Consider the following 23,932-nt stretch of genomic DNA (forward strand, 5'->3'; position numbering starts at 1 on the left):
TGCCCCGTGAGTGAAATTTCCGCTGATCTGCACCGCGAATGGGACGAGCTGGCCGCTAAGGTCCGCAAGCACCGGGACCTGTACTACAACGGCCAGCCGGTGATCACCGACGGCGAGTTCGACGAGCTGTTCCGCAGCCTTCAGAAGCTGGAGGAGGACCACCCAGAGCTGGCTGTGCCGGACTCGCCCACCAAGGAGGTCGGCGCACCCGCCACCGACACCGCGTTCGCGGACGTCACCCATCCAGAGCGCATGATGAGCCTGGACAACGTCTTTAACGAAGACGAGATGCGCGAGTGGCTCGCCAAAGCCCCCGGCCCGTACTTGACGGAGCTGAAGATCGACGGGCTGTCCATCGACCTCGTCTACGAAAACGGCGAGTTGACCCGCGCTGCCACCCGCGGCGACGGCACCACCGGCGAGGACATCACCGCCAACGCGCGGGTGATCGAGGACATCCCGCAGAAGCTCACCGGCGACGCTCCGGCGTTTTTAGAGGTCCGCGGCGAGGTGTTCATCCGACCAGAGGACTTCCCGGAGCTTAACGAGCTGCGCCAAAAGGAGGGCGGCAAGCCGTTTGCCAACCCGCGCAACACCGCCGCTGGCGGCCTGAGGCAGAAGAATCCGGAGGACGTGAAGAAGCGCAAGCTGCACATGATCTGCCACGGCATCGGCGCGCGCGAGGGTTTCACCCCTGAAACCCAGCACGAGGCCTACGAGGCGTTGGCGAAGTGGGGACTGCCGGTGAGCGAGTACACGCGCCGGGCGGAAACGGCCGACGAGGTGATCGAGTCCGTGCAGTACTGGGGCGAGCATCGCAACGACGCAGTCCACGAGATGGATGGCCTGGTGGTCAAGGTCGACTCCGTGGCCGAGCAGCGCGCGCTGGGCGCAACCTCGCGCGCACCGCGCTGGGCTATCGCCTACAAGTACCCGCCGCAGGAGGTGACCACGAAGCTGAAGGACATTGAGGTCTCGGTGGGGCGCACCGGCCGCGCCACCCCGTTCGCGGTGCTGGAACCGGTGTTCGTCTCCGGCTCGACGGTGTCCATGGCAACGCTGCACAACCAGCACGAGGTCAAGCGCAAGGGGGTGATGATCGGCGACACGGTGGTGGTGCGCAAAGCAGGCGAGATCATCCCGGAGGTGCTCGGGCCTGTCGCGGATCTTCGCGACGGCACCGAGCGCGAGTTCGTCTACCCCGAAAACTGCCCGGTGTGCGGCACGAAGCTCGCCCCCGCGAAGGAAGGCGACGCGGATTGGCGTTGCCCGAACACCCGCTCGTGCCCGGCGCAGCTGTCGGCACGGTTGGAGTACATCGCCTCGCGCGGCGTGTTCGACATTGAGGCGCTCGGGGAGAAGGGCGCGCAGGACCTCATCGCCTCGGGCGTGCTGGAGGACGAGGCCCGCCTGTTCGACCTCACCGAGGAGGACCTGAAAAAGTCCAGCGTGTACACCCGCAAGGACGGCGAGGTCAACGCCTCCGGCAAGAAGCTTTTGGCCAACCTTGAAACCGCCCGTCACGCGGATTTGTGGCGCGTGATCACCGCGCTGTCCATCCGCCGCGTCGGTCCCACCGCGGCGCGCGCGCTCGCCTCGCGCTTCCACTCGATGCAGGCGCTTATCGACGCACCTACGGCCACCCTCGCCGAAACCGACGGCGTCGGCGCAGTGATCGCCGAAAGCTTCAAGGAGTGGTTCACCGTGGACTGGCACCAAAACATCGTGGATAGCTGGGCCGCGGCCGGTGTGACCATGGAGTCGGCGGAAGAGGACCGCGCCCCGCAAACCCTGGAGGGGCTGACCATTGTCGCCACCGGCACGCTGGAGGGCTTCACCCGCGATGAGATCAAAGAAGCGATCCTCTCGCGCGGCGGCAAGGCGGCCGGTTCCGTGTCGAAGAAGACCGACTACGTCGTCGTCGGAGAAAACGCCGGCTCCAAGGCCACGAAGGCGGAGGAGCTGGGCCGGCCGATCCTTAACGAGGAGCAGTTTGTGCAGCTACTCGAGGGCGGGCCGGACGCGCTCGCATAAGCCGAGCGGCGCTCAGCCCCACCAGGGCCGCCGCCCACACGACGATGGCCCACCACAGCCAGATAGGGAACTGGCCGTTCCAGTTCACGCCAAATGAGAGCATCCACACCACCGCTGCGGAGATGACCGCGTTGACGAGGGCGTAGATGGGGCCTTTGGTGTTCCGAACGGCGCTGAAGGTCGCGGACACGAGCAACAGCAGAATCATGGCGAGGGCAATCATCGGGTCTCCTTCAACAGATCGATGCCGAGCGCGTCCACCCAGGCTTCGGTGTCGCCCGCGACGAACGCGGCGTGGCTGTCATCTTCGGGGTCCCAGACCAGCATGGTCCTGAAACCGCCGGTGCCGCCGTTGTGGAACGTGATCTCTTCGCCGTTTTCCTCGAGGCTGGCCCACCCATAGTCGGGAACGCCGTGTGAAGAAACCCATGCCACGTATTTCGCCATGTCGGCCGCGGTGGAGCGGATCGCGCCGGCCGGGGCCCAGCCGTCCATATCCCACGGGCCGGCGGGGTGTCCATTGGCGGCCAGGCCTGGTGGTGCGTCGTCGACGGTGCCGGGCAGTGCCACATAGGTCGAGGTCATGCCGGCGGGCTCGAAGATGCGGGTGCGTAGCAGCTCGTGGTAGGGCACGCCGGCATGCTTGGCAAGCAGTTGGCCGAGCAGCGCGTGGCCGTAGTTGGAGTACTGTTCCTGGCCGCGGTTGTTCAGCTCGGCGGCACCGGCGGCGTCGAGAATGTCCTGCGGAGTGTCGCGCCGGTAGGGGTTGCCGCCGTCTCGGATGTTCGCCGCGAACATGTCCGCGAGGCTGAGGCCTTCGGTGGCGGCGAGCCCGGAGGTGTGGTTGAGCAGCTCCTCGATGGTCACATCGGCAACGGGGACGGAGGGGACGTCGATAAGCTCCTGCACCTGAGTGTCCAGGCTGAGCTCGCCGGCGTCGATGAACTGGCGGACCAGCTCTGCGTTGAAGGTTTTGGTGATCGAGCCGATCTCGAATTCGGTGTGTTCGTCAGCGCCGAGACCGCCGAAACGTGCCTCGCCATCCTCGAAGGTAAACGCGGCGAGGTTGTGGTGACCGTCCTCTGCGAGGTACTCGAGGGCAGCGGATATCTCAGCATCGCCGGTGTGCTCGGAGGCCACGGAAATGTCGCGGGGTCCAGTGGAGAGCATCAACGCGGCGGCGATGGCGGCGGCGATTCCGCCGGCGGCAATGGCGGGTGCGCGCATCAGTGGTCCTCCCCGGCGATCACGATCGCCATGAGCGGAATGACGCGGGCCGGGGGGATCTCGAACACCCCGCCCTGCTTGCGCACCCAGCCGGCGGCCTGCAGTTCTTTCAGGTGGTGGTACGCGGTGCCGGTGGAGGAGACCAGCTCAATTTCGACCAGCTCCGTCACACTTGCCGGTGCGGCTAAAAGGTGGCGCAGAATGGCCCCGCGTACCGGGTGCGCGAGTGCGGCGATGCGCTCCATGGCATCGCCCCACGGTTGATCCGTAATCCAGGTTGCTGGGCGAATCCACTCGTACGAGTAGGCGCCGGTTGGCAAAGAGACATCGCCCCCGAAAGACACCGTGCCTTCTCCACCGCTGTCTGAGGTGGTGGTTGGTGGCTGGGATGCCTGTTCAAGTGCGACGACGCGTGCTTCGAGGTCAGTGAGGCGTGCTTCAACGGATTGCATAGTTTCTAGAATTTCAGAATTCTAGAAACTATGCAAGGGGAATTACTCTGGAGCGCTAACGCAGCATCGCGCCGACGATGCAGCCGAGGTCGCCGATCTCGCGCACCTCGGAGGCCAGGAAGTCCGGCCCGCCCACGCGGCCGACCACCAGCACCATGTCGGTGCCGTGCAGCGGCGTCATGGTCAGCGCGGTGCCGAGCTGGAACCACGAATCGGGAGCCCAATCGTCGAAGTCCGGCTGGAGGATGCGTGCGGCCTCGACGGGCGGCATCTGCGGGGTTGATCCGTCGTCTTCCGGCGCGGCGGGGGAGGCGGCGACACGGGTGAGCCCGTCCTCAGAGACGTGCAGGACCACGGCCCAAGAGGAGGTCACGGCGCTCGGCATGACGTCGACTAGCTCGTCGAGGGTTTCGGTCTCCTTGCCGGTGTGCTCGGCGATCTTTGCCAGCATTTCAATCTGTCCGCGACGGTCCACACGGCCGGTGAACGGGCGGATGGAGTCCACCTCGGCGCCGTCGACGGAGGCGACGGCGGTGATCAGGGTGTCCACCATGACGCCGGTGGGAAGGGTGACCACGATGTCGTCGGTGACCGTGCCGTCGTGAGACGTCTCGACGATGTCGACGGAATTGATGTCGGCGTCTGCCAAGCCGAAAGCGTCGGCGAGCTGTCCGAGGCTGCCCGGGACGTCCGGAAGGGAAACGCGGATGAGGTACGACATGGCCCTATTTATAGCAATTCAGCACATCGTGAGCGGGTGTACGGTCGAAAACGCAACAACTTTCGAGCTGGGGAGAATCACCATGGATCGCACTGAAATTCAGCAGACCACGCTCGCAGGAGCCGAACCGCGCGCCGTTGGAGACGCGTTGCTTCGCGACGAAGCGAGGCTGGCTCGTGACGGTGAAGAGATCGTCGTTACGAGCAACGTTCTCGCCCGCGAGGTGGCGGAAAAGCCGGAACAGTTCTCGTCCGGTGTGTCGCGCTTCTTGCAGCTGCCGAACGGTCTCGACGGTGAGAAGCACACGGAGATGCGCGCGTTGATTGACCGTTACCTCAGTACGGAAGAGGTCGGGCAGCTCGATCCGATGTTCCGGAAGATTGCACGTGACCTAGTGGGCAACGCTCTCACAGCCGGCGAAGTTGACGCGGTGATGGATCTTGGGGCGCAGTACGCGGTTCGGGCGATGACCGCGTGGCTCGGATGGCCAAGCGGGCTCAACGACACCCTTGTGGAATGGGTGGCGGACAACAACGCGGCCACCCGTTCCGGTGAGCTCGAGCGCACCGCGGCGGTCGCGGAGCGTTTCGACGCCATCATCCGCTCTGTGGTCGAACCGCTGCGAGACAACCCGGACGGCTCTGTCACCTCGCGGCTCGTCCACGACGACAGCCTCGGACGCCGTCTGGAGTTCGAAGAAATCGTGTCCGTGCTGCGCAACTGGACCGCGGGTGACCTGAGCTCAATGGCGTACTGCATTGGCGTGGTGCTTGACGCCCTCATCGAGCACCCGGAGCTGCAAGACCGTCTCGCTGGCGGCGTGGCGCAGAGGGAGTTCACCGCGATTGCCGACGAGGTTCTCCGCGCCGATTCGCCGTTTGTGAGCAACCGGCGCGTGACCACGTGCCCCGTCTCGCTCGGCGGGCACGATTTGCCGGAAGGGCAGCGCGTGCGCATCCATTGGACCGCAGCGAACCGGGATCCAGATGTGTTCGCAGATGTGGATGGATTCAAGCCGGACGCTCACGCGGACGACAACCTGGTCTGGGGCGCGGGCCCTCACGCGTGTCCCGGCAAGGCCCTGTCGATCGTCGAGCTGCAGGCGTTCTTCGAGGAGCTGCTGGCTGCCGCGACGGTCAGCAGGGCAGGCGAGGGCGAGCGGGAGATCCACCCGGTCGGTGGGTGGGCATCGTTGCCGGTGCGTCTTACCGCCCGCGGGTAAGCGAATTGCCGTGACGTAAGATTAGGCGCGTTAATCGCAACCCACGTGATGGACGAAGGGACGGGACTGTGGCTGAGATTTCACGCGACGAGGTGTCGCGCATCGCACGCTTGGCGCGCATTGCGCTCAAAGACGAGGAGCTGGACGACATTGCCCAGCAGCTGGACACGATCGTGGACGCGGTCTCGAAGGTGCAAAGCGTGGACACCGAGGGCGTGACCCCGATGAGCCACCCGCACTCCATCGACGCAGGCATGCGCGAGGACGTGGAGAAGAAGACGCTGACGCAGGCTGAGGCGCTGGACCAGGCACCGGCGGTGGAGGAAGACCGTTTCGTGGTGCCCCAGATTCTGGGAGAGGGAGACTAAGCAGACATGACGCAGTACACGATTCCGGCCGAAGGTATCGTCGCAAAGCCAGCGCACGAGCTCGCAGCAATGATCCAGTCCGGTGAGGTCACCTCCCGCGAAGTCACGCAAGCCTTCCTCGACCGCATCGCTGAGGTCGACGGGGAGCTCGGCGCCTTCCTGCACGTCGGTGCCGACGAGGCGCTGGCGGCCGCGGACAAGGTGGACGAGCAGGTCAAGAACGGTGAAGAGCCGGCCTCCGCGCTCGCGGGCGTGCCGCTGGCGCTGAAGGACCTGCTGGTCACCACCGACGCGCCGACCACCGCGGCGTCGAAGATGCTCGAGGGCTACATGAGCCCCTACGACGCCACCGTGGTGTCCAAGCTGCACGCGGCCGGCATCCCGATTCTGGGCAAGACCAACCTGGACGAGTTCGCCATGGGGTCTTCGACGGAAAATTCGGCGTACAAGCAGACGAAGAACCCGCACGACCTCAAGCGCGTGCCGGGTGGCTCCGGCGGCGGCACTGCGGCGGCGCTCGCATCCGGCGAAGCCCCGCTGGGCATCGGCACCGACACGGGCGGCTCCATCCGCCAGCCGGCGTCGCTGACCGGCACCGTGGGCGTGAAGCCGACCTACGGTGGGGTGTCCCGCTACGGCGTGATCGCGTGCGCGTCTTCCCTGGACCAGGTCGGCCCGTGCGCGAACAACGTGCTCGATACCGCGCTGTTGCACGAGATCATCGGCGGCCACGACGAGTTCGACGCCACCTCCGTGGACCGCGATGTGCCGGCGTGCGCCGAAGCCGCACGCGAAGGCGCGAAGGGCGACCTCAGCGACGTGAAGATCGGTCGCGTGAAGCAGTTCGAGCGCCCCGGCACGCAGGAGGGCGTGAAGGAAGCCGTCGACGCCGCCTACGCGCAGCTGGAGCGCCAAGGTGCGGAGATCGTCGAGGTGGATTGCCCCAGCTTCGAAGACGTCATGGGCGCCTACTACCTCATCCAGACCTCCGAGGTGAGCTCGAACCTCGCGCGCTTCGACGGCATGCGCTACGGACAGCGCGTCGGTGATGACGGCACGCACTCCGCCGAGGAAGTCATGGCCGCCACCCGCGGCGCGGGCTTCGGCGCCGAGGTCAAGCGCCGCATCATCCTGGGCACCTACGCACTGTCCGTGGGCTACTACGACGCGTACTACCTGCAGGCGCAGCGCGTGCGCACCTTGGTGGCGCAGGACTTTGCCAAGGCGTTCGAGGCGTGCGACGTCATCGCAGCGCCGTCCACCCCGACCACCGCCTTCAAGCTCGGCGATAAGGTGGACGACCCGCTGGCGATGTACAACTTCGACCTGTTCACCCTGCCGCTGAACCTGGCTGGCCTGCCCGGCATGTCGGTTCCGGCGGGCGAGGCATCCGACACCAACCTGCCGGTGGGCCTGCAGCTGATCGCCCCCGCGTTTGAGGACGCGCGTCTGTACCGCGTGGGTGCCGCTTTTGAAGCCGGCCGTTAACCCCTGGAATACCCTCGCAGCCTTGGCTGCGGGGTATTTTCTTGTGCTGATCGACCAGGGCTTCATGCCCGTGATCACCCCGCTTCTGCCCTTCGAGGTCTCCGGCGCGGTGTGGTTGACTAGCATTTACCTGCTGTGCACGGTCGCACCGATGCCGGCCACAGGCAAGCTTGGCGACGCCTTCGGCCAACGCCGCATCTTCCTCATCGGCTTGGCCGTCTACGTGGCGGCGCTGGTGTTCGCTGGGGCGTCGTGGTCGTTCGGTTCACTGATGGTTGCGCGCGGGCTGCAAGGTCTGGGCGCGGCGGTGTTCCTGCCGCAGGCGTTCGGGCTGATCCCGCGCGTGTTCGCCCACGACAAGCAAGGCCGTGCTTTCGCCGTGTGGGGCGTGATCGGTTCTGTCGCCTCGCTGATCGGGCCTGTGGCCGGTGGGGCAGTGGCTCAGCAATTCGGCTGGCGCGCCGCATTTTTGTCCCAGGCCTTGCTCGGCGCAGTCGCCCTCATCGCCGGATTTGCCGCCCTGCCGCGTCTGCCGCGCAGCGGCGAGCGGGTGACTCTGCTGTCGGCGCTGCTGTCCTTCGGCGGGCTGGGGCTGCTCGTCTACGGCATTCAGTTCGGCCGGTGGCCCGCCATCCTGTTCGGAGCGGTCTTGCTCGGCATTTTGGTGCTGTCGGCCCGCAACGGCACTGACGACGGCTTTTTGCCCGTGGACCTGTTGGCGGACCGCTCGTTCGCCCTCGGAGCGCTCGGGGTGGCGGCGATGGGGTTCACCGTCGCGTCCATGTTCATCCCGCTGATGTACTGGCTGCAAACCGTGGCTGGCGCCTCGCCGACGGCATCCGGGGCCATCACCGCGCCGATGTCCGTGTTCGCGCTCGTGCTCACCCCGGTGGCGGGATACCTGACCGACCGGCGCGACCCGGGCAAGCTCTGCGCGGCCGGGTTTGCTGTTTCCGCTGCCGGGCTGGCGCTCGCCATCGCGCTCATCCACTCCGGTGCCGGGGTGTGGTGGTTTACGGCGGTGACATCACTGCTGGGTATCGGCGGGGCGTTTGTGTGGGCACCCAACGCGGCAGTGACTATGCGCGGGATCGCCGAGCATGAGACGGGGGCGGCCTCCGGGCTCTACAACACGGCGCGCCAGGTGGGCAGCGTGCTCGGTGTCGCGCTGGTGGGCATGGTGCTCGCCTCCGGCGAGGTCGCTTCCACCGCAGGTTGGGCGCTGGCCCTGCCGCTGGTGGCCATGGCTGTCGGGGCAGTGTCGTCGCTGGGGCTTCGCGGGTAGCCTGGCGGGTATGCGACTTGCCACCTTGACCTCCGGCGGCGACTGCCCCGGCCTCAACGCTGTTATCCGCGGCATCGTCCGTACCGCCAACACGGAATACGGCTCCACCGTCGTGGGCTACCGCGACGGTTGGGTGGGCCTGATGGAAGACCGCCGCGTCGACCTGTACGACGACGCCTACATGGACTCCCTGCTCCTGCGCGGTGGCACTGTGCTTGGCACCGGCCGCCTGCACCCGGACAAGTTCAAGGCGGGGCTGGACCAGATTAAGGCCAACTTGGACGATGCCGGTGTGGACGCGCTTATCGCCATCGGCGGCGAAGGCACGCTCAAGGGCGCGAAGTGGCTCTCCGACAACGGCGTTCCTGTCGTGGGCGTGCCCAAGACCATCGACAACGACGTCGCCGCGACCGACTACACCTTCGGCTTCGACACGGCTGTCTCGGTCGCCACCGACGCGATCGACCGGCTGCACACCACTGCAGAGTCCCACAACCGCATCCTCATCGTGGAGGTGATGGGACGCCACGTGGGATGGATTGCCTTGCACGCAGGCATGGCCGGCGGCGCGCACTATACCGTGATCCCCGAGGAACCCTTTGACATCGCGGAGATCTGCAAGGCCATGGAGCGCCGCTTCCAGATGGGGGAGAAGTACGGCATCATCGTCGTCGCCGAGGGCGCAACACCCAAGGAAGGCACGATGGATGCCGGGCTGGGCAAAGAAGACGAGTTCGGCCACATCACCTTTAACGGCATGGGCCAGATCATCGGCGACGAGGTGAAAAAGCGCCTCGGCTACGACGTGCGCACCACCGTGCTCGGCCACACCCAGCGCGGTGGCACGCCGACCGCCTACGACCGCGTGCTGGCCACCCGCTACGGTGTGCACGCTACCCGCGCGGCGCACGAGGGCAACTTCGGCAGCTGTGTTGCCCTGCACGGCGAGGACATCGAACTGGTCGCCCTCGAGGACGCGGTTGCGCACCTGAAGACGGTGCCGGAACACCGCTACGCCACCGCGCGCGCGATGTTTACATAGCGCACGCACGCTCACGCTATGAGAGATAGAGTTCCGGATCCTTGCCGCCTGCTCGTCGTCGGCATCAACCCCGGCCGCCTGACCGAGGAAGTCGACGCGCCGTTCGCCTACCCCGGCAACCGCTTCTGGCCCGCGCTCGAGGCTGCCGGCATCACGCCGTACCGCGTCCACGCCAACGAGGGGCTGTCCGACAAGGATGCCGCCATGCTTGCCGAGCTCGGCATCGGATTTACCAACCTGGTGAACCGCATGACGCCGCGCGCCTCCGAACTGACCAAGGCGGAGTTGGTCAAGGGAGGTGAGGTGGTGCGGGACGTCGTCGCAAAGCATGAGCCAAAGGCCGTGATGTTCGCGGGAGTTGGGGCCTATCGCGATGCCTATCGACGACCAAAGGCCACCCGCGGCCTCCAACCCGAAACGTTCGCCGGGGTGCCGGTGTGGGTGGTGGGCAACCCCAGCGGGCTCAACGCCCACGAGACGCTGGCGTCCCTCGCGGAGAGCTACCGCGAGGTGTGGGAAGCGACCGGCTCCTGACGGCCGATGCGGCAGGAGCGGCGATAGAGCCAGATGAGCAGCACCCAGAGCAGGACAGAGACTGCCAACATAGCCACAATTCCGAAAGTGCCGGGAAGCTCACGGGAGCCGTTGAAGGCACCGTGGAGCGCGGCGGCCAGCACAAACCAGCCCGCGAGCCGGGAGAGACGCCAGCCGAGGGGCTGGTCGGTGCGACACAGGAATACACCGAGGCCCCACGCAGCCACCCCGGTATAGACCGCGTGAGCAAATGGTCCCAAAACAACCAACGCAAGCATGGCAACCACACCGTCGCGGTACTCCGAGTGCAGATCAAGCACCGCCGCGACTGCGGAATTACTCAGCGTCTCGCCGACCGTGAAGCCTGCTCCGACCGCCATGCCGACCACAGCCGCCTCGACGGGTCGGCGCACCGGTGCGAAGGCGGAGATGACGAGCAACGCAGCCAGCAACTTGGCGGTCTCCTCAGGAATCGAAGAAAACAGGTACGTCACAGCGTCGGGCAGCTGCTGCGTCGCGGTGAGGTAGGCGGAGTTGACGCGTGGGACTACGCCGCTCACGCCCACTCCGGCGATCACGCCAACTGGCAGCCACCACGAAGCTTCTGGCCGCCCAGGGTGCCGGCGCAACAGGAGCCACAGCGCCGCCACGGCGATGAGGACGAACGCGGCCGCCACTGCACCGAACACGGGCGTCCATAGCACTTGGGTGAGCGCGAAGATGTAGCGTGCCGCACACGCAAAAATAGCGAGTCCGCCGAGGGCTTGGAGTACGACGTTCGTTCGCATCAACGGGCCTCCTCAGCGACGAAGCGGTCGACGATCTCGTGGCCGTCGGTGTCCGAAGCCGCGACGTACACCGTCAGGTTGTCGCGTTCGGTGGCGGCGATAGACACGCCGTCGTGGTGCACCGCATAGACACCGGAGGCAGGGTGATCGAGCTCGTCCGGGGTGATTCGTTCGCCATTCGAGGCTAGCCAATACAAGCGCGTGACGGCGTTGGCGAGCTCGGCTTCATCGCCTAAAGAGTCTTCGGTGCGCAGCTGGATCCGCGTGTCGCCGCAATCCCATTTCGCCGTGTCGGAGCCACCGTCAGTTTGGGGGCACTGCAGCACCGAGCCGTCTGCGTTGCGCAGTGTGACGCCACCCGCAGTCACCTCCGTGACTTCGGGGACTTCGGGCTCGTCGCTTTGCGTTGCCGCCTGGGCCATGAACGGGGCCGCCAGGAGCAAAGCGCCGGCCGCCACAAGCCCTACGGTTCCGGTGCGGGTATTTCTGTCAGAGAAGTCCGGGTAAAACACTTCGGGCATTATAGGGAAAATCGCTCCTTACCGCAGCGGCCACCTATATGTACTTTTGGCATTAGCGTGTCTCCCATGACTTTGCTCAACCAGATGGCGGCTGCCTACGAGGCGTGGATGCCGCGCCAACTGCACGAGTGGTACATCGCAGACCAGCGCCGCGAGCTAGCGGTGGCAGAGATGCGCCCGCAGGCGCAGCATGTGGCAAACGAGGAGTTCGGCGCGGGCTTTCGCGACCATCTGAAACCTCTCGGCGGCCCGGACGTGCCCGACCCGCTGGCGTGGGCAAACCGGCGTGTCGAGTTCGCCGACGGGCAGTGGTGCGTCGCCGGGATCCGCTTTCTGGGCCTGGACCCCGACAAGGCGTTCGTGCACGTCGTCGCGACATCCGTGCCCCCGGAGCACGACGGACTGCGCTTTTACGCGGAGCAGCTCCACCGCGAGTTCGCGGAGTTCAGCCCGCTGGCCATCCGCTTCGAGCTGCCGAACCCGCCCGAGGACGCGGACGTCGACCAGTGGATTCTGGCCGGCTTAGTCTCCGAGCTGCGCGAGCGGCCCCGTCGGCCGCAATACGAGCGCGTCCGGCTCACCCCAGCAGATCCCGCGGAGATGGCGGCCTACGCCGACGAGGTGCTGACCAACGTAGCCAAGCAAAACCCCGAAGTCCGCACCTGGACGGAGAACGCGACCCTGGAGCAGCTGCAAAGCTGCGCGGAGACCGGTGCGCTGTGCACGGTCGAGGTGGACGGCCAGCGCGCCGGGGTCATCGCCGCGGCCCGCGACGACGCCAACGGCATGCGCGGGTTCCAGGTCTACGAATTCTTGCTCGACGACCATGCGCGCGGGCGCGGTTTCGCACCAGCGGTGATGCAGTTGCTTTGCGACGTCCTGCCGGCCAATGCCACCGACACGTTGTGGGGGACGATTCACGCGGGCAATGGGCCGTCGATAGGCAATGCGCTCGCTGTGGGACGCGAGAAAATCGCCGCGTTTGTGTGGGTCGCGCGACGCGGCGAGCTGTAGCGCGGGCGCGCGGGGCGGGGCAGTAGACTGGGGCGCATGACTGCGTACGACCTGATGGAATACGACGAGGTACTGGAAAAGTACGACCCGGTAATGGGCCTTGAGGTGCACGTCGAGCTCGCCACCGAGACGAAGATGTTCTCCACCTCCTCCGCCCACTTCGGCGCAGAGCCGAACACGAACATCGACCCGGTTTCCCTCGGCCTGCCGGGTGCGCTGCCGGTGGTCAACGCCAAGGGCGTGGAGTGGGCCATCAAGATCGGGCTTGCGCTCAACTGCAAGATCGCCGAGAGCTCCCGCTTCGCGCGCAAGAACTACTTCTACCCGGACCAGCCGAAGAACTACCAGATTTCCCAGTACGACGAGCCGATCGCCTACGACGGCTACCTCGACGTCGTGCTCGAAGACGGCACCGAGTGGCGCGTGGAAATCGAGCGCGCGCACATGGAGGAAGACACCGGCAAGCTCACCCACCTCGGTTCCGCCTCCGGCCGCATCACCGGCGCGACCGCGTCGCTGGTGGACTGCAACCGCGCGGGCATTCCGCTGATCGAGATCGTGACCAAGCCGATCATCGGCGCCGGCGAGCGCGCCCCCGAGGTGGCAAAGGCCTACGTCGGCGCGCTGCGTGAGCTGGTCAAGGCCCTCGGCGTCTCCGACGCGCGCATGGACCAGGGCAGCATGCGTTGCGACGCGAACGTGTCCCTGCGCCCGGTCGGCCAGGAAAAGTTCGGCACCCGCACCGAGACGAAGAACATCAACTCGCTGAAGTCCGTCGAGCAGGCCGTGCGCTTTGAGATGCAGCGCCAAGCCGCCGTTTTGGACGACGGCGGGGAAGTGGTCCAGGAAACCCGCCACTACCAGGAAAAGGACGGCACAACCTCCAAGGGCCGCCCGAAGGAAGAGGCGTCTGACTACCGCTACTTCAACGACCCGGACCTGCCGCCGGTGATTGCGAAGCCGGAATGGGTCGAGGAGATCCGCGCGACCCTGCCGGAGCTGCCCTGGGTGCGCCGCGCCCGCATCCAGGAGGAGTGGCAGCTGCCGGAGAAGGAGTTCCGCGACCTTGTCAACGCCGGTGCTCTCGACCTGATCGTGGACACCGTCGAGGCCGGCGCCACTCCGGACGAGGCGCGCGCCTGGTGGGTCTCCTACATCAACGGCAAGGCCAACGAGGCGGGCAAGGACCTCGACGCGATCGGCGTCACCCCGGCGGACGTCGCCCGCGTGGTCGAGCTGGTCAAGGAAGGCAAGCTGACCACCAAGCTGGGCCGCCAGGCCATCGACGGCGTCATCGCCGGCGAAGGCAACGTCGACGAGGTTGTCGCCGCCCGCGGCCTGGAGGTCGTGCGCGACGACGGGGCCATCGAGAAGGCTGTGGACGAGGCACTGGCCGCCAACCCGGACATCGTGGAGAAGTACCGCGCGGGTAACAAGAAGGTCACCGGCGCCATCGTCGGTGCCGTGATGAAGGCGACGCAGGGCAAGGCTGACCCGGGCCAGGTCAACCAGCTCATCGCGAAGAAGCTCGCGGAGTAGCAACCACCCCGAAACCGGCTACCTAGAGCCGGCTACCAGGCGAAAATCGTGCTGGTAGCCGGGAGTGGGTAGCCGGTTTTCCATTTCCCCGCCGCAGTCGCCGACGAGGCCGGGGGCCGCCGCGGTCGCCGACGAAGCCGGGGCGGGGACTGGGCCCGCAACGCAAAACCCCGGCCAGCGCGGGGCTGGCCGGGGCGGGGAGGCGTCGTAAAGCTACTGCTTACTTCGTCTCAGGCTTCTTCACGGCGGGGAACTCGCCGGTCTTGTACATCTCCTCGTACGCGTCCCACTGGATGTTGTCGCCCGGAGTGTCGGGCGCGGCGCCGTAACCCTTGGATTCCGGGTCGAGCGCCGGGACATCCTTGAGGCTGAAGTCGTTGGAAGAGTCCGCGTCCATGTCGGCGGCGACCTCCTCCTGCACGGACTGCCACAGCTCCTGGTCGCCGACGTGGGAGTCGGAGGTCAGCGAATCGATCTCGTGGCGCTCCTCCGGAGTCAGGTCATCGGTGCCCGGGGTGAGCTGCGTTTCCGCCAGCGCCGCCAGACGTTCGCGGCGGCCAGTCTCTTCCTGGATGTTCTTGCGGTCGCGGAACCAGGCGACACCCATGACCACGCCGAGCACGAGGCCCAGGTAGCCCAGCAGCGGGTAGACCCAGCCGACCAGGTCCGCGAAGCCGATGAAGGACAGCGCGAAGCCGATGAGCACCACGATGGCGTAGTAAGGGAAGAACTTTTTCGGCTTGTCGTGGCTCAGGCGGCGGCCCAGCGCGTAGAACAGGCCCACTGCGGTGTTGTAGATCATCAGGTAGATGACGATGGAGACGAATACGCCCACGGTCGGGTGCATGTTGTCGAACACCTTGAGCAGCGGCAGGTCCGCGTTCATGACGTTTTCCATGTTCATGAACAGCACGAAGGTCAAGATCAGGAGCAGGACGGCGAACATGATGCCGCCGAGCAGGCCACCCTTGCCGGCCAGCGCCGGGTTCATGTGGGAACCGGCGAACACGAGCATCATGGAGGTGTCCATGATCATCACCAGCGTGGCGTAGTTCAACGCGGTGATCAGCCAGTTATCGAAGGTGCCGGAGGCGTGCGGATTCGTCTGTGCGATCTCGTTGATCTGGCCGACGTTGTCCGGCATGTTGGTCAGCGTGATCACGAACGCACCCAGCAGGCAGATGATCAGCAGCGGGGTGATGAAAGAGATGACGCTGGTCAGCTTGTCCACGTCGAGCAGGCCGGACAGCAACAGCAGCACGACCATGATGACGGAGCCCACCCAAGTGGGGAAGCCGAACTGCTGCTCCAGGTTCGCGCCGGCGCCTGCGACCATGACGAAGCCGATGCAAAACAGCGTGAACATGGTGGTGATGTCCATGTACCTGGCCATCCACGGGTGCGAGACGCTCTTGAACACAGCACTGTGGTCGTCGGCCATGTAGTAGGAGCCGAGCTGGTAGACCCAGCCGCTGAAGACGGCGATGCTCAGGCCTGCGACTGCGGCGCCGAGGATGCCCCAGTAACCGAAGGACAGGAAGTACTGGATCACCTCCTGGCCCGAGGCAAAGCCCGCGCCGACGGTGAGTCCCACCAGCGCAAGGGCAACTTTGAATGTTTTACCCATAACAATCCTCAATAGAAGTGAATTAAAAATGAACGGGATCGACGGTAACACCATTGGAGGGCCTTTGCTAAACGACGTCCACAGGTTTCCCGCCTCAACGGTGCAGCGCACAGGCTTGCTTTTCCTGTTTCAACGGCGCGTTACCAAGGAATAGGCAGCGTTTTCGCATACATTGTTGGACATGGCAAACAACCCACGTGATCTGACTCCCAATGAGCAACATGATCTGACCGACCTGAACGGCCCGGACGTTCCGGCCTACACCGGAGAGACCACGTCCGGCGGCATGTACACCCGCACCGGAAAGGCGGCGCCGACGGAGATCGTCCCGCGCGGCGAGCAGGACTCCGGCCCGCTGATCCCGCAGGCGCAGGCTCCGGAGACCACCGCGTTCGAGACCGCTTCCGTCGAGCGTGAGCCTGCTTACGCGGCGCCGGCTGCGTCGACCGCCGTGGCGGAGAGCACTGAGCCGACCTACGCAGAGACCGCCGAGCCGGTCGTGGTGGAGGACGACACGCGCCGCGGCACCACGGATTTCGGCCTGTTCCTGCTGCGCCTGGCGCTGGGCGCGTTTTTCATCATCGGCTCGGTGGGCACGTTCTTCCGACTCGGCGGCAACGAGGGCATCTCCGGGCTGGAAAGCGCTTTTGCCGACTACCCGTACGGTGACGGTCTCGCCGTTGTCGTGCCGACCTTGGAGCTGGCGGCTGGCGTATTCCTGGTCCTCGGCCTGCTCACCCCGGTGGCTGCGCTGGTGGCGATCACGGTTTCCGGGTTCATGGCGCTGCACGCGTTCACGCAGCAGTCGGACGGCTTCAACGTCTTCGCGTGGAGCCCGGAGACCTGGGTGCCGGTCATGCTCCTGGCCGCGTCCCTGGCGGTGCAGTTCACCGGTCCGGGCCGCTACGGCATCGACGCCTCGCGCGGCTGGGCCAAGCGCCCGCTGGCCTCCAGCTGGATCTGCGCGGTGCTCGGCCTGGCGGCGGCCGGGCTGATCTGGTGGTTCGGCACCGAGGTCAACCCGTTCTCCTAGCTAGTCCACCTGGCGCACAGCGCCCTTATCGGCGCTGGTGGCCATGGATGCGTACGCGCGCAACGCCTTCGACACCTCACGGACGCGGTTCGGCGTCCAGGGGTTGTCGGAGGCTTCCATTGTTTCGCGGCGGGCGCGAAGCTCGTCGTCAGGCACGTCGAGCGTGAGCTCGCGGTTGGACACCGAGATCGAGATGGTGTCGCCGTTTTCGATCAAGCCGATCAGCCCGCCCGCGGCAGCCTCGGGGGAGATGTGCCCGATGGACAGCCCGGACGTGCCGCCGGAGAATCGGCCGTCGGTGATCAGGGCGCACTTCTTGCCCAATCCGGCGCCTTTGAGGAACGATGTCGGGTGCAGCATCTCCTGCATGCCCGGCCCGCCCGCGGGGCCCTCGTAGCGGATCACCACAACCTCACCCTCGAGCACTTCGCGGTTGAGAATCATGGAAACCGCCTGCTCCTGCGAGTCCACCACGCGGGCCGGACCGGAAAACTCCCACAGGCCTTCCTCCACGCCGGCGGTCTTCAAGATCGCGCCGTCGGGGGCGAGGTTGCCGCGCAGGACAACGAGGCCGCCGTCGGAGGTGAACGGGTGTTCCGCGTCGTGGATGACGCCGGTGTGCGCGTCGGTGTCCAGCTCCGCCCACCGCGCGCTTTGCGAAAACGCCTTGGTGGTGCGCTCGCCGCCGGGCGCCGCGTGGTAGAGCTCCAGCGCTTCCTCGGTTGCGCTGCCGCCGCGGATGTCCCAGTCCGCGAGCCATGTGCTTAGCGACGGATACGCGATGGAATGCACGTCATCGTGCAGTAGTCCCGCGCGGTTGAGTTCGCCCAGGATGGCCGGGATGCCGCCGGCCCGGTGGACGTCTTCCACGTGCGCCTCGCCGTTCGGAGCCACCTTGGACAGGCAGGGGATCTGGTGGGACAGATCGTCAATGTCGTGCAGGTCGAAGTCGATCTCGCCCTCTTGCGCCGCAGCGAGGATGTGCAGGATCGTGTTGGTGGACCCGCCCATCGCCATGTCCAGCGCCATCGCGTTGCGGAAGGCGTGGACGCCTGCCACGCTGCGCGGCAGGACGGACTCGTCGCCCTGGCCGTAGTAGCGCTCGCACAGCTCCATGATGGTGCGGCCGGCCTTTTCAAACAGCTCCCAGCGTGCGGTGTGGGTGGCCAAAGTAGTGCCGTTGCCCGGCAGGGACAGGCCGAGCGCTTCGGTGAGGCAGTTCATGGAGTTTGCGGTGAACATGCCGGAGCACGAGCCGCAGGTGGGGCAGGCGCTGTTGGCGATGTCGTCCAGCTCGGAGTCGGTGACGTCGTCGTTGGCGGACAGTGCGATGGCGTCGATGAGGTCGGACTTCGGCTTGGTCACGCCGCCGACGGAAAAGGCTTTGCCGGCCTCCATCGGCCCGCCGGAGACGAACACTGCGGGGATGTTCAAGCGCATCGCGGCGTTGAGCATGCCCGGGGTGATCTTGTCGCAGTTCGAGATGCACACCATCGCGTCCACGGTGTGGGCGTTGACCATGTATTCCACCGAGTCGGTGATGATCTCGCGCGACGGCAGCGAGTAGAGCATGCCGGCGTGGCCCATGGCGATGCCGTCGTCGACGGCGATGGTGTTGAACTCCTTGGGCACGCCGCCAGCTGCGCGCACGGCGTCTGCGACGATGTCGCCGACCTCCTTCAGGTGCACGTGGCCTGGCACGAACTGGGTGTAGGAGTTCACAATGGCCACGATCGGCTTGCCAAACTCGTTTTCGCCGGTGCCTGTGGCGCGCCAGAGCGCGCGGGCACCTGCGGCCTGGCGGCCGACGGTGGTGACGCGAGAGCGAAGCGGAATCACGGTATTACTCCTTCGAGTCGGAAGCGGCGGGCCTGGGGCCCGGCAGGTCGGGGTGCTCGGCCACGTAAGCGTCGTACTCCTCGCGGGAAAGCAAGACCTTGTGGCCGCCCTTGTCGATGATTTCGTACTTGCCGTCCGCGGCCTCGGCAGCGGCGGTGATGACGTCGGTGATGCGCCCGTTGGACGCCTCGGCGAGCTCCGGCAGGGAGTTAAACGTCACGCCAGGCAGCGGGTGCTCCGCGCCGGCGACGGTCACGGCGTTGACGCGCGAGCCTTTGAAGGCGAGGCCTTGGAGGTCGCGCCACGGCAGGGTGACGTTCTTGCGCACCAAGTACTTAACGGTGATGCCGCGCTCGTCCACGGTGGTGGAGGACGACAGTACCCAGGCCAGCCACAGCGCCGGGAAGATGAGCAGCCAGGCCAGGTATTTCGGGGCCCAGAGGATGCCCATGAGCGCGATGCCAGTTGCGATCACGATGGCGAGGATGTGTTCGCGGGTGGGTTTGAAAACGTGCTGGGTGCGCTCCGGCGTGTCAGTCATAGTTGGCGATGGTAGTCACCTTTGGAACGTCGATAGGCAATAGCCCGCAATTTAAATACCTGAATAAAAACTCGAATCAAGTTACGTGGGCCACTAAAGTTCGAAACCGTGATCAACGAGCGACTTGTAATTCTCGTAGCCCGACGGCGCTGGCCGTAGCGGGTGCGTTTTACACGCCGCTCACACACCAAGCGCCCTCGAGAGCACGACGCTCGTCGGGGGCTTTTGTTGTAGGGGATCGCAACGTAGGAAAGAGTCGAGCCAACCGAGCTAACAAGGAGCCTTCACATGGGAGCTTCAAAAGAACGTACGCCCGAGCGCATGACGGGTGCGGACGCCGTCGTGCGCAGCCTCGAAGAACTTGGCACCGAGATTGTCTTCGGCCTGCCTGGCGGCGCCGTGCTCCCGCTTTACGACGCGCTGTTTCGCGCCACGAAACTCCGCCACGTGCTGGTGCGCCACGAACAGGGCGCTGGCCACGCCGCGGAGGGCTACGCCGTGGCGTCCGGCAAGGTCGGCGTGTGCATGGCCACCTCCGGGCCGGGCGCGACCAACCTGGTCACCCCAATCGCGGACGCCTACCTGGATTCGGTGCCGTTGGTGGCGATTACCGGGCAAGTCGGATCACCGTTGCTGGGCACCGACGCGTTCCAGGAGGCGGACATCCGCGGCATCACTATGCCGATAACCAAGCACAACCTCATGGTGTCGAAGGCGGAAGAGATACCCAGCGCAATCGCCACGGCCTTCCACATCGCCTCCACCGGCCGTCCGGGCCCGGTGCTGGTGGACATTCCGAAGGACGTGCAGAACACGGAGGTCGAGTTCCGCTGGCCAGCGAAGGTTGATTTGCCTGGCTACAAGCCGAACACGAAGCCGCACAACCGCCAGATTGCGCAGGCGGCGAAGATGATCGCCAAGGCGAAGCGCCCTGTCCTTTATATTGGCGGCGGTGTGGTGAAGGCCAACGCGCACAAGAAGCTCGCCGAGTTCGTGGAGGCGACCGGCATCCCCGTGGTGACCACTTTGATGGCGCTCGGCGCGTTCCCGCAGGACCACCCGCTTTACCTGGGTATGCCTGGTATGCACGGCACCGTGCCGGCGGTGGGCGCGTTCCAGGAGTCCGATCTGCTTATCGCCATCGGCGCGCGTTTCGACGACCGCGTCACCGGCGACACCGACACCTTTGCCCCGCTGGCGAAGGTCATTCACGCCGACATCGACCCGGCCGAGGTGGGCAAGATCCGCGCCGCCGACGTGCCGATCGTCGGCGACGCCAAGAAGGTGCTTTCGGAGCTGAGCGACTATTTCGGCCACAAGGGCAAGTACAAGGCCCCGAGCATCGAGCCGTGGATTGCGCGCCTGCAGGACTTGAAGGAGCGCTTCCCGCGCGGCTACGAAGAGCACGCCGACGGGTCTCTCGCGCCCCAGTTCGTGCTGGAGACGTTGTCCAAGACCGCGGGCCAGGATGCCATCTACGTATCCGGCGTGGGCCAGCACCAGATGTGGTCCGCCCAGTTCATCGACTACAACAAGCCGCGGCACTGGATCAACTCCGGCGGCGCAGGCACGATGGGCTTTGCCATCCCCGCCGCGATGGGCGCGAAAGCGGCCATGCCGGACAAAGAAGTGTGGGCGATCGACGGCGACGGCTGTTTCCAGATGACTAACCAGGAAATCACCACCGCGGCCCTCGAGGGCTTTCCCATCAAGGTGTGCCTGATCAACAACGGCAACCTGGGCATGGTGCGCCAGTGGCAGAACCTGTTTTACGAGGGTAACTACTCCCACACCAAGCTCGGTGGCGAGGTCTACGTGCCGGATTTTGTGAAGCTGTCCGAGGCGCTCGGCGCGGTCGCGTTCCGCGTCACGTCCGCCGACGAGGTGGAGGAGGCGATCCGGCGCGCCCGCGAGATCAACGACCGCCCGGTGGTGGTGGAGTTCGTCGTCGGCGAGGACGCGCAGGTCTGGCCGATGATCGCGGCCGGGACGTCCAACTCCGACATCGAGTACGCGCGCGGGATGCGCCCGTTCTTCGGTGAGGAAGAGTCTGCGGCGGAGACGCCGGAGGCGATCAACGGCACCATTGAAGCGCTCGAGCAGGAGGGAAACTAACCATGGCGCAGCAAGACACCATCACTCGACACACCCTGTCGGTGCTCGTCGAGGACGTCGACGGCATTATCACCCGCGTCACCGCGCTGTTTACGCGCCGTGGCTACAACCTGGTCTCTCTGGTCTCCGCGAAGACTGCGACGGAGGGCATCAACCGCCTCACCGTTGTCGTGGATGCGTCGGAGCACGCCGTCGAGCAGATCACGAAACAGCTGTACAAGCTCATTCAGGTGCACAAGGTGCTCGAGCTGGACAGCGATACCTCCGTCGGTCGCCAACTCCTCCTGGTCAAAGTCAACGCGGACAACCTCACCCGCCCGCAGGTGGTGGACGCGGCGAACCTGTTCCGCGCCCGCGTGATAGACGTGGCTGTGGACTCCGTGATCATCGAGGCCACCGGAAACTCCGCGAAGCTCAAGGCGTTTTTGGAGGTGATGGAGACCTTCGGCATCCGCGAGCTGGCGCGCTCCGGTGCGGTGGCGCTGTCGCGCGGATCCAAGACAATGGCAAAGCCTGAGTAGAACCCCAAACCCAGAGACGGGTATGTCATAATGTGAAATGACCGTCTCACATAATGAAGGAAGTGACGAACACATGGCAATCGACGTGCTGTACGACAACGACGCAGATCTGTCCCTGATCCAGGGCAAGAAGGTCGCCATCATCGGCTACGGCTCCCAGGGCCACGCCCACGCACAGAACCTGCGCGAGTCCGGTGTCCAGGTGGTCATCGGCCTGCGCGATGGCTCGAAGTCCGCGGACAAGGCCCGCGAGACAGGCTTTGAGGTGAAGACGAACGCGGAGGCCGCGAAGTGGGCCGACGTGATCATGCTGCTGGCGCCGGACACCTCGCAGGCCCAGATTTTCACTGACGACATCGAGCCGAACCTCAACGACGGCGACGCCCTGTTCTTCGGCCACGGTCTGAACATCCACTTCGACCTGATCAAGCCGGCCGACAACATCACTGTTGCGATGGTCGCGCCAAAGGGGCCGGGCCACCTGGTCCGCCGCACCTTCGTCGACGGGAAGGGCGTGCCGGCGCTGATCGCCGTGGAGCAGGACCCGCAGGGCAACGGCAAGGAGTTGGCGCTGTCTTACGCCGCCGCGATCGGCGGCGCCCGCGCCGGCGTCATCCCCACCACCTTCGAAGCGGAGACCGTCACCGACCTCTTCGGTGAGCAGGCAGTGCTGTGCGGCGGCCTGGAAGACCTGATCATGAAGGGCTTCGAGGTGCTGACTGAGGCCGGCTACGAGCCGGAGATGGCCTACTTCGAGTGCCTGCACGAGATGAAGCTGATCGTGGACCTGATCTACGAAGGCGGACTGGCCAACATGAACTACTCCATCTCCGACACCGCGGAGTTCGGCGGCTACCTCTCCGGCCCGCGCGTGATCGACGACGGCGCGAAGGACCGCATGCGCGAGATCCTGAAGGATATCCAGGACGGCTCCTTTACCAAGCAGCTTGTCGCCAACGTCGAAGGCGGCAACAAGGAGCTGGAGGATCTGCGCGAGAAGGTCTCCCAGCACCCGATCGAAAAGACCGGCACTGAGCTGCGCGAAATGATGAGCTGGGTGAAATCGCCACTCAGCGACACCGCGCGCTAACCCCGGCGAACAAACGCGGCGGAGGCCATCTCGGCTCCGCCGCGTTTTTGTGTCTGCGCATCAGCGCAGCAAAAACCCCGCGCTCCCGAAAGGGGAGACGCGGGGTGGTGCTTTATCGCGAGCGACTAGTTGGTCGCCGGTGCGCCCTCCGGTGCGAGGGTCTCGGTGATCTCGTCGACAACCTCGGTCTGGGTGACGGTGTCGTCTGCGGCCTCGCCGGCAGCGGACTCGTTCGCAGCACCGGTAGCTGCGGACTCCTCTGCGCCGTCGAGGGTGGTGGTCTCGGAGACAACCTCGGTTGCGGCAGTGGTGGTGGAGGTAACGGTGCCGCCCTCATCGTCGTTGCCGGAGAACAGCGACCACAGCAGCCACAGCAGCAGCAGAGCGACCAGGAGGCCGAGCAGCCACTTCCACCAGCCGCCGCCGTTGCTCTCCTCGGTCACAGCGGTGGAGCCGCCGGTGGTGCGAGCCGGGGTAGAGGTGGTGCGCTCGGTAGTGGTGCGCTCAACGCGGACATCCTTGTTCGGATCGACGTTGGCGTCCTTGACGTTCTTAACTTCCTTCACGTCATCCGCGTGCTTGTGGCCGCGCAGATCGTTCAGTTTGTCCTCGCCGAAGTGCTTAGCATCCTGAATCTTATCCTCGCCAAGGTTCTTTGCGTCCTTGGCAAAATCCTTCGGGTTACGCTTCGGGTCGATGGGGTTGTTCATTGTAAATTCCTTTCGTGCTAACACAAGTGCTGGCAAACGTTCGCGAGGGACGCGTGGACGTGCCAGCATCCTCGGTGAACGACCGCCCACTGTAACAAACCTTCCCCGAGCGTAGCCGCAGATCGTGTGTTAGGAAGGCGACGTAACTCAGCATTTCCCCAGCACGGGCGGGTGGCCGTGGGGAGGGGAAACTATTTTCAATTAATTGTCATTAAGCGTTT

23 protein-coding genes are annotated in these 23,932 nt (G+C 65.5%); 13 read left to right on the plus strand and 10 right to left on the minus strand.

Annotation, left to right across the window (positions count from 1 at the left end):
- Positions 1-6 precede the first annotated feature (6 nt).
- The gene (gene ligA, locus CFOUR_RS04840) at positions 7-2,034 is read left to right on the plus strand and encodes an NAD-dependent DNA ligase LigA (RefSeq protein WP_085956591.1); all 2,028 of its coding nucleotides are present in this window, start codon (positions 7-9) and stop codon (positions 2,032-2,034) included.
- On the opposite strand, the gene CFOUR_RS04845 is transcribed toward ligA, so the two are convergent.
- Genes CFOUR_RS04845 through CFOUR_RS04860 form a run of 4 tightly spaced genes read right to left on the minus strand, consistent with a single transcriptional unit; the run spans position 1,979 to position 4,434 of the window.
- On the minus strand, positions 1,979-2,257 hold the full coding sequence (locus CFOUR_RS04845) for a hypothetical protein (protein ID WP_085956590.1): 279 nt from the start codon (positions 2,255-2,257) through the stop codon (positions 1,979-1,981). The two genes, ligA and CFOUR_RS04845, sit on opposite strands and share 56 nt — an antisense overlap.
- On the minus strand, positions 2,254-3,261 hold the full coding sequence (locus tag CFOUR_RS04850) for a serine hydrolase domain-containing protein (protein WP_085956589.1): 1,008 nt from the start codon (positions 3,259-3,261) through the stop codon (positions 2,254-2,256). The genes CFOUR_RS04845 and CFOUR_RS04850 overlap by 4 nt, the downstream gene beginning before the upstream one ends.
- A complete protein-coding gene (locus CFOUR_RS04855; RefSeq protein ID WP_085956588.1) occupies positions 3,261-3,713 on the minus strand; it encodes an ArsR/SmtB family transcription factor in 453 nt (150 codons plus the stop codon). Before CFOUR_RS04855 ends, CFOUR_RS04850 begins: the two co-directional genes overlap by 1 nt.
- 55 nt (positions 3,714-3,768) lie before the next feature.
- Positions 3,769-4,434 (minus strand): ACT domain-containing protein, encoded by a 666-nt coding sequence (locus CFOUR_RS04860; protein ID WP_085956587.1) that lies wholly within the window; start codon positions 4,432-4,434, stop codon positions 3,769-3,771.
- An 82-nt stretch (positions 4,435-4,516) separates the two neighbouring features.
- On the opposite strand from CFOUR_RS04860, the gene CFOUR_RS04865 reads away from it, so the two are divergent.
- The 6 genes from CFOUR_RS04865 (at position 4,517) to CFOUR_RS04890 (ending at position 10,373) form a co-directional block, all read left to right on the plus strand.
- A complete protein-coding gene (locus CFOUR_RS04865; RefSeq protein ID WP_085956586.1) occupies positions 4,517-5,656 on the plus strand; it encodes a cytochrome P450 in 1,140 nt (379 codons plus the stop codon).
- 68 nt (positions 5,657-5,724) lie between these two features.
- Positions 5,725-6,024: an Asp-tRNA(Asn)/Glu-tRNA(Gln) amidotransferase subunit GatC gene (gatC, locus tag CFOUR_RS04870; RefSeq protein WP_085956585.1), complete on the plus strand. Its 300-nt coding sequence runs from the start codon at positions 5,725-5,727 to the stop codon at positions 6,022-6,024.
- A gap of 6 nt (positions 6,025-6,030) precedes the next feature.
- Entirely contained in the window at positions 6,031-7,512 is a 1,482-nt protein-coding gene (gene gatA / locus CFOUR_RS04875; protein WP_085956584.1) for an Asp-tRNA(Asn)/Glu-tRNA(Gln) amidotransferase subunit GatA, read from the plus strand.
- A 22-nt stretch (positions 7,513-7,534) separates the two neighbouring features.
- The gene (locus CFOUR_RS04880) at positions 7,535-8,797 is read left to right on the plus strand and encodes an MFS transporter (RefSeq protein WP_290180146.1); all 1,263 of its coding nucleotides are present in this window, start codon (positions 7,535-7,537) and stop codon (positions 8,795-8,797) included.
- 10 nt (positions 8,798-8,807) lie between these two features.
- Complete coding sequence (locus CFOUR_RS04885; RefSeq protein WP_085956583.1) at positions 8,808-9,839, plus strand: ATP-dependent 6-phosphofructokinase; 1,032 nt, start codon at positions 8,808-8,810, stop codon at positions 9,837-9,839.
- 18 nt (positions 9,840-9,857) lie between these two features.
- On the plus strand, positions 9,858-10,373 hold the full coding sequence (locus CFOUR_RS04890) for a mismatch-specific DNA-glycosylase (protein ID WP_085956582.1): 516 nt from the start codon (positions 9,858-9,860) through the stop codon (positions 10,371-10,373).
- Here the strand turns inward: CFOUR_RS04890 and CFOUR_RS04895 are convergent.
- Together CFOUR_RS04895 and CFOUR_RS04900 are read right to left on the minus strand one after the other, a co-directional pair.
- A complete protein-coding gene (locus CFOUR_RS04895) occupies positions 10,340-11,161 on the minus strand; it encodes a PrsW family glutamic-type intramembrane protease (protein WP_085956581.1) in 822 nt (273 codons plus the stop codon). The genes CFOUR_RS04890 and CFOUR_RS04895 overlap by 34 nt on opposite strands.
- The gene (locus CFOUR_RS04900) at positions 11,161-11,682 is read right to left on the minus strand and encodes a hypothetical protein (RefSeq protein ID WP_085956580.1); all 522 of its coding nucleotides are present in this window, start codon (positions 11,680-11,682) and stop codon (positions 11,161-11,163) included. The genes CFOUR_RS04895 and CFOUR_RS04900 overlap by 1 nt, the downstream gene beginning before the upstream one ends.
- A 66-nt stretch (positions 11,683-11,748) precedes the next feature.
- On the opposite strand from CFOUR_RS04900, the gene CFOUR_RS04905 reads away from it, so the two are divergent.
- Positions 11,749-12,696: a GNAT family N-acetyltransferase gene (locus tag CFOUR_RS04905; protein ID WP_085956579.1), complete on the plus strand. Its 948-nt coding sequence runs from the start codon at positions 11,749-11,751 to the stop codon at positions 12,694-12,696.
- A gap of 36 nt (positions 12,697-12,732) precedes the next feature.
- Positions 12,733-14,235 carry an Asp-tRNA(Asn)/Glu-tRNA(Gln) amidotransferase subunit GatB gene (gene gatB, locus CFOUR_RS04910; protein ID WP_085956578.1) on the plus strand — a complete coding sequence of 501 codons (1,503 nt, stop codon included), beginning with the start codon at positions 12,733-12,735 and terminating at the stop codon, positions 14,233-14,235.
- Between the two features lie 220 nt (positions 14,236-14,455).
- Here the strand turns inward: gatB and CFOUR_RS04915 are convergent, their stop codons facing one another.
- Complete coding sequence (locus CFOUR_RS04915) at positions 14,456-15,862, minus strand: YkvI family membrane protein (protein WP_085956577.1); 1,407 nt, start codon at positions 15,860-15,862, stop codon at positions 14,456-14,458.
- A 181-nt stretch (positions 15,863-16,043) separates the two neighbouring features.
- Between CFOUR_RS04915 and CFOUR_RS04920 the strand changes: the two genes are divergently transcribed.
- The gene (locus tag CFOUR_RS04920) at positions 16,044-16,895 is read left to right on the plus strand and encodes a DoxX family protein (RefSeq protein ID WP_101706337.1); all 852 of its coding nucleotides are present in this window, start codon (positions 16,044-16,046) and stop codon (positions 16,893-16,895) included.
- On the opposite strand, the gene ilvD is transcribed toward CFOUR_RS04920, so the two are convergent.
- Both ilvD and CFOUR_RS04930 read right to left on the minus strand, forming a co-directional pair.
- A complete protein-coding gene (ilvD, locus tag CFOUR_RS04925) occupies positions 16,896-18,734 on the minus strand; it encodes a dihydroxy-acid dehydratase (protein WP_085956576.1) in 1,839 nt (612 codons plus the stop codon).
- A gap of 4 nt (positions 18,735-18,738) precedes the next feature.
- Positions 18,739-19,275, minus strand: coding sequence for a PH domain-containing protein (locus CFOUR_RS04930; RefSeq protein WP_085956575.1), 537 nt, complete (start codon positions 19,273-19,275; stop codon positions 18,739-18,741).
- A 288-nt stretch (positions 19,276-19,563) separates the two neighbouring features.
- On the opposite strand from CFOUR_RS04930, the gene CFOUR_RS04935 reads away from it, so the two are divergent.
- From CFOUR_RS04935 to ilvC, 3 genes are all read left to right on the plus strand, one after another.
- Positions 19,564-21,390 (plus strand): acetolactate synthase large subunit, encoded by a 1,827-nt coding sequence (locus tag CFOUR_RS04935; RefSeq protein WP_085956574.1) that lies wholly within the window; start codon positions 19,564-19,566, stop codon positions 21,388-21,390.
- Between the two features lie 2 nt (positions 21,391-21,392).
- On the plus strand, positions 21,393-21,911 hold the full coding sequence (ilvN, locus tag CFOUR_RS04940) for an acetolactate synthase small subunit (RefSeq protein ID WP_085956573.1): 519 nt from the start codon (positions 21,393-21,395) through the stop codon (positions 21,909-21,911).
- Positions 21,912-21,984: 73 nt separating this feature from the next.
- Positions 21,985-23,001: a ketol-acid reductoisomerase gene (ilvC, locus tag CFOUR_RS04945; RefSeq protein ID WP_085956572.1), complete on the plus strand. Its 1,017-nt coding sequence runs from the start codon at positions 21,985-21,987 to the stop codon at positions 22,999-23,001.
- Between the two features lie 125 nt (positions 23,002-23,126).
- Here the strand turns inward: ilvC and CFOUR_RS04950 are convergent, their stop codons facing one another.
- Positions 23,127-23,711, minus strand: coding sequence for a hypothetical protein (locus CFOUR_RS04950; RefSeq protein WP_085956571.1), 585 nt, complete (start codon positions 23,709-23,711; stop codon positions 23,127-23,129).
- Between the last annotated feature and the right edge of the window lie 221 nt (positions 23,712-23,932).

This window comes from Corynebacterium fournieri (assembly GCF_030408775.1).
GTDB classification, from domain to species: Bacteria; Actinomycetota; Actinomycetes; order Mycobacteriales; family Mycobacteriaceae; genus Corynebacterium; species Corynebacterium fournieri.

Coding starts and splice junctions, on each gene's coding strand:
- CFOUR_RS04845 (WP_085956590.1), bottom strand. CDS start 2,257: ATGATTGCCCTCGCCATGATTCTGCTGTTGCTCGTGTCCGCGACCTTC.
- CFOUR_RS04850 (WP_085956589.1), bottom strand. CDS start 3,261: ATGCGCGCACCCGCCATTGCCGCCGGCGGAATCGCCGCCGCCATCGCC.
- CFOUR_RS04855 (WP_085956588.1), bottom strand. CDS start 3,713: ATGCAATCCGTTGAAGCACGCCTCACTGACCTCGAAGCACGCGTCGTC.
- CFOUR_RS04860 (WP_085956587.1), bottom strand. CDS start 4,434: ATGTCGTACCTCATCCGCGTTTCCCTTCCGGACGTCCCGGGCAGCCTC.
- CFOUR_RS04865 (WP_085956586.1), top strand. CDS start 4,517: ATGGATCGCACTGAAATTCAGCAGACCACGCTCGCAGGAGCCGAACCG.
- gatA (WP_085956584.1), top strand. CDS start 6,031: ATGACGCAGTACACGATTCCGGCCGAAGGTATCGTCGCAAAGCCAGCG.
- CFOUR_RS04885 (WP_085956583.1), top strand. CDS start 8,808: ATGCGACTTGCCACCTTGACCTCCGGCGGCGACTGCCCCGGCCTCAAC.
- CFOUR_RS04890 (WP_085956582.1), top strand. CDS start 9,858: ATGAGAGATAGAGTTCCGGATCCTTGCCGCCTGCTCGTCGTCGGCATC.
- CFOUR_RS04895 (WP_085956581.1), bottom strand. CDS start 11,161: ATGCGAACGAACGTCGTACTCCAAGCCCTCGGCGGACTCGCTATTTTT.
- CFOUR_RS04900 (WP_085956580.1), bottom strand. CDS start 11,682: ATGCCCGAAGTGTTTTACCCGGACTTCTCTGACAGAAATACCCGCACC.
- CFOUR_RS04905 (WP_085956579.1), top strand. CDS start 11,749: ATGACTTTGCTCAACCAGATGGCGGCTGCCTACGAGGCGTGGATGCCG.
- gatB (WP_085956578.1), top strand. CDS start 12,733: ATGACTGCGTACGACCTGATGGAATACGACGAGGTACTGGAAAAGTAC.
- CFOUR_RS04915 (WP_085956577.1), bottom strand. CDS start 15,862: ATGGGTAAAACATTCAAAGTTGCCCTTGCGCTGGTGGGACTCACCGTC.
- CFOUR_RS04920 (WP_101706337.1), top strand. CDS start 16,044: ATGGCAAACAACCCACGTGATCTGACTCCCAATGAGCAACATGATCTG.
- CFOUR_RS04930 (WP_085956575.1), bottom strand. CDS start 19,275: ATGACTGACACGCCGGAGCGCACCCAGCACGTTTTCAAACCCACCCGC.
- CFOUR_RS04935 (WP_085956574.1), top strand. CDS start 19,564: ATGGGAGCTTCAAAAGAACGTACGCCCGAGCGCATGACGGGTGCGGAC.
- ilvN (WP_085956573.1), top strand. CDS start 21,393: ATGGCGCAGCAAGACACCATCACTCGACACACCCTGTCGGTGCTCGTC.
- ilvC (WP_085956572.1), top strand. CDS start 21,985: ATGGCAATCGACGTGCTGTACGACAACGACGCAGATCTGTCCCTGATC.
- CFOUR_RS04950 (WP_085956571.1), bottom strand. CDS start 23,711: ATGAACAACCCCATCGACCCGAAGCGTAACCCGAAGGATTTTGCCAAG.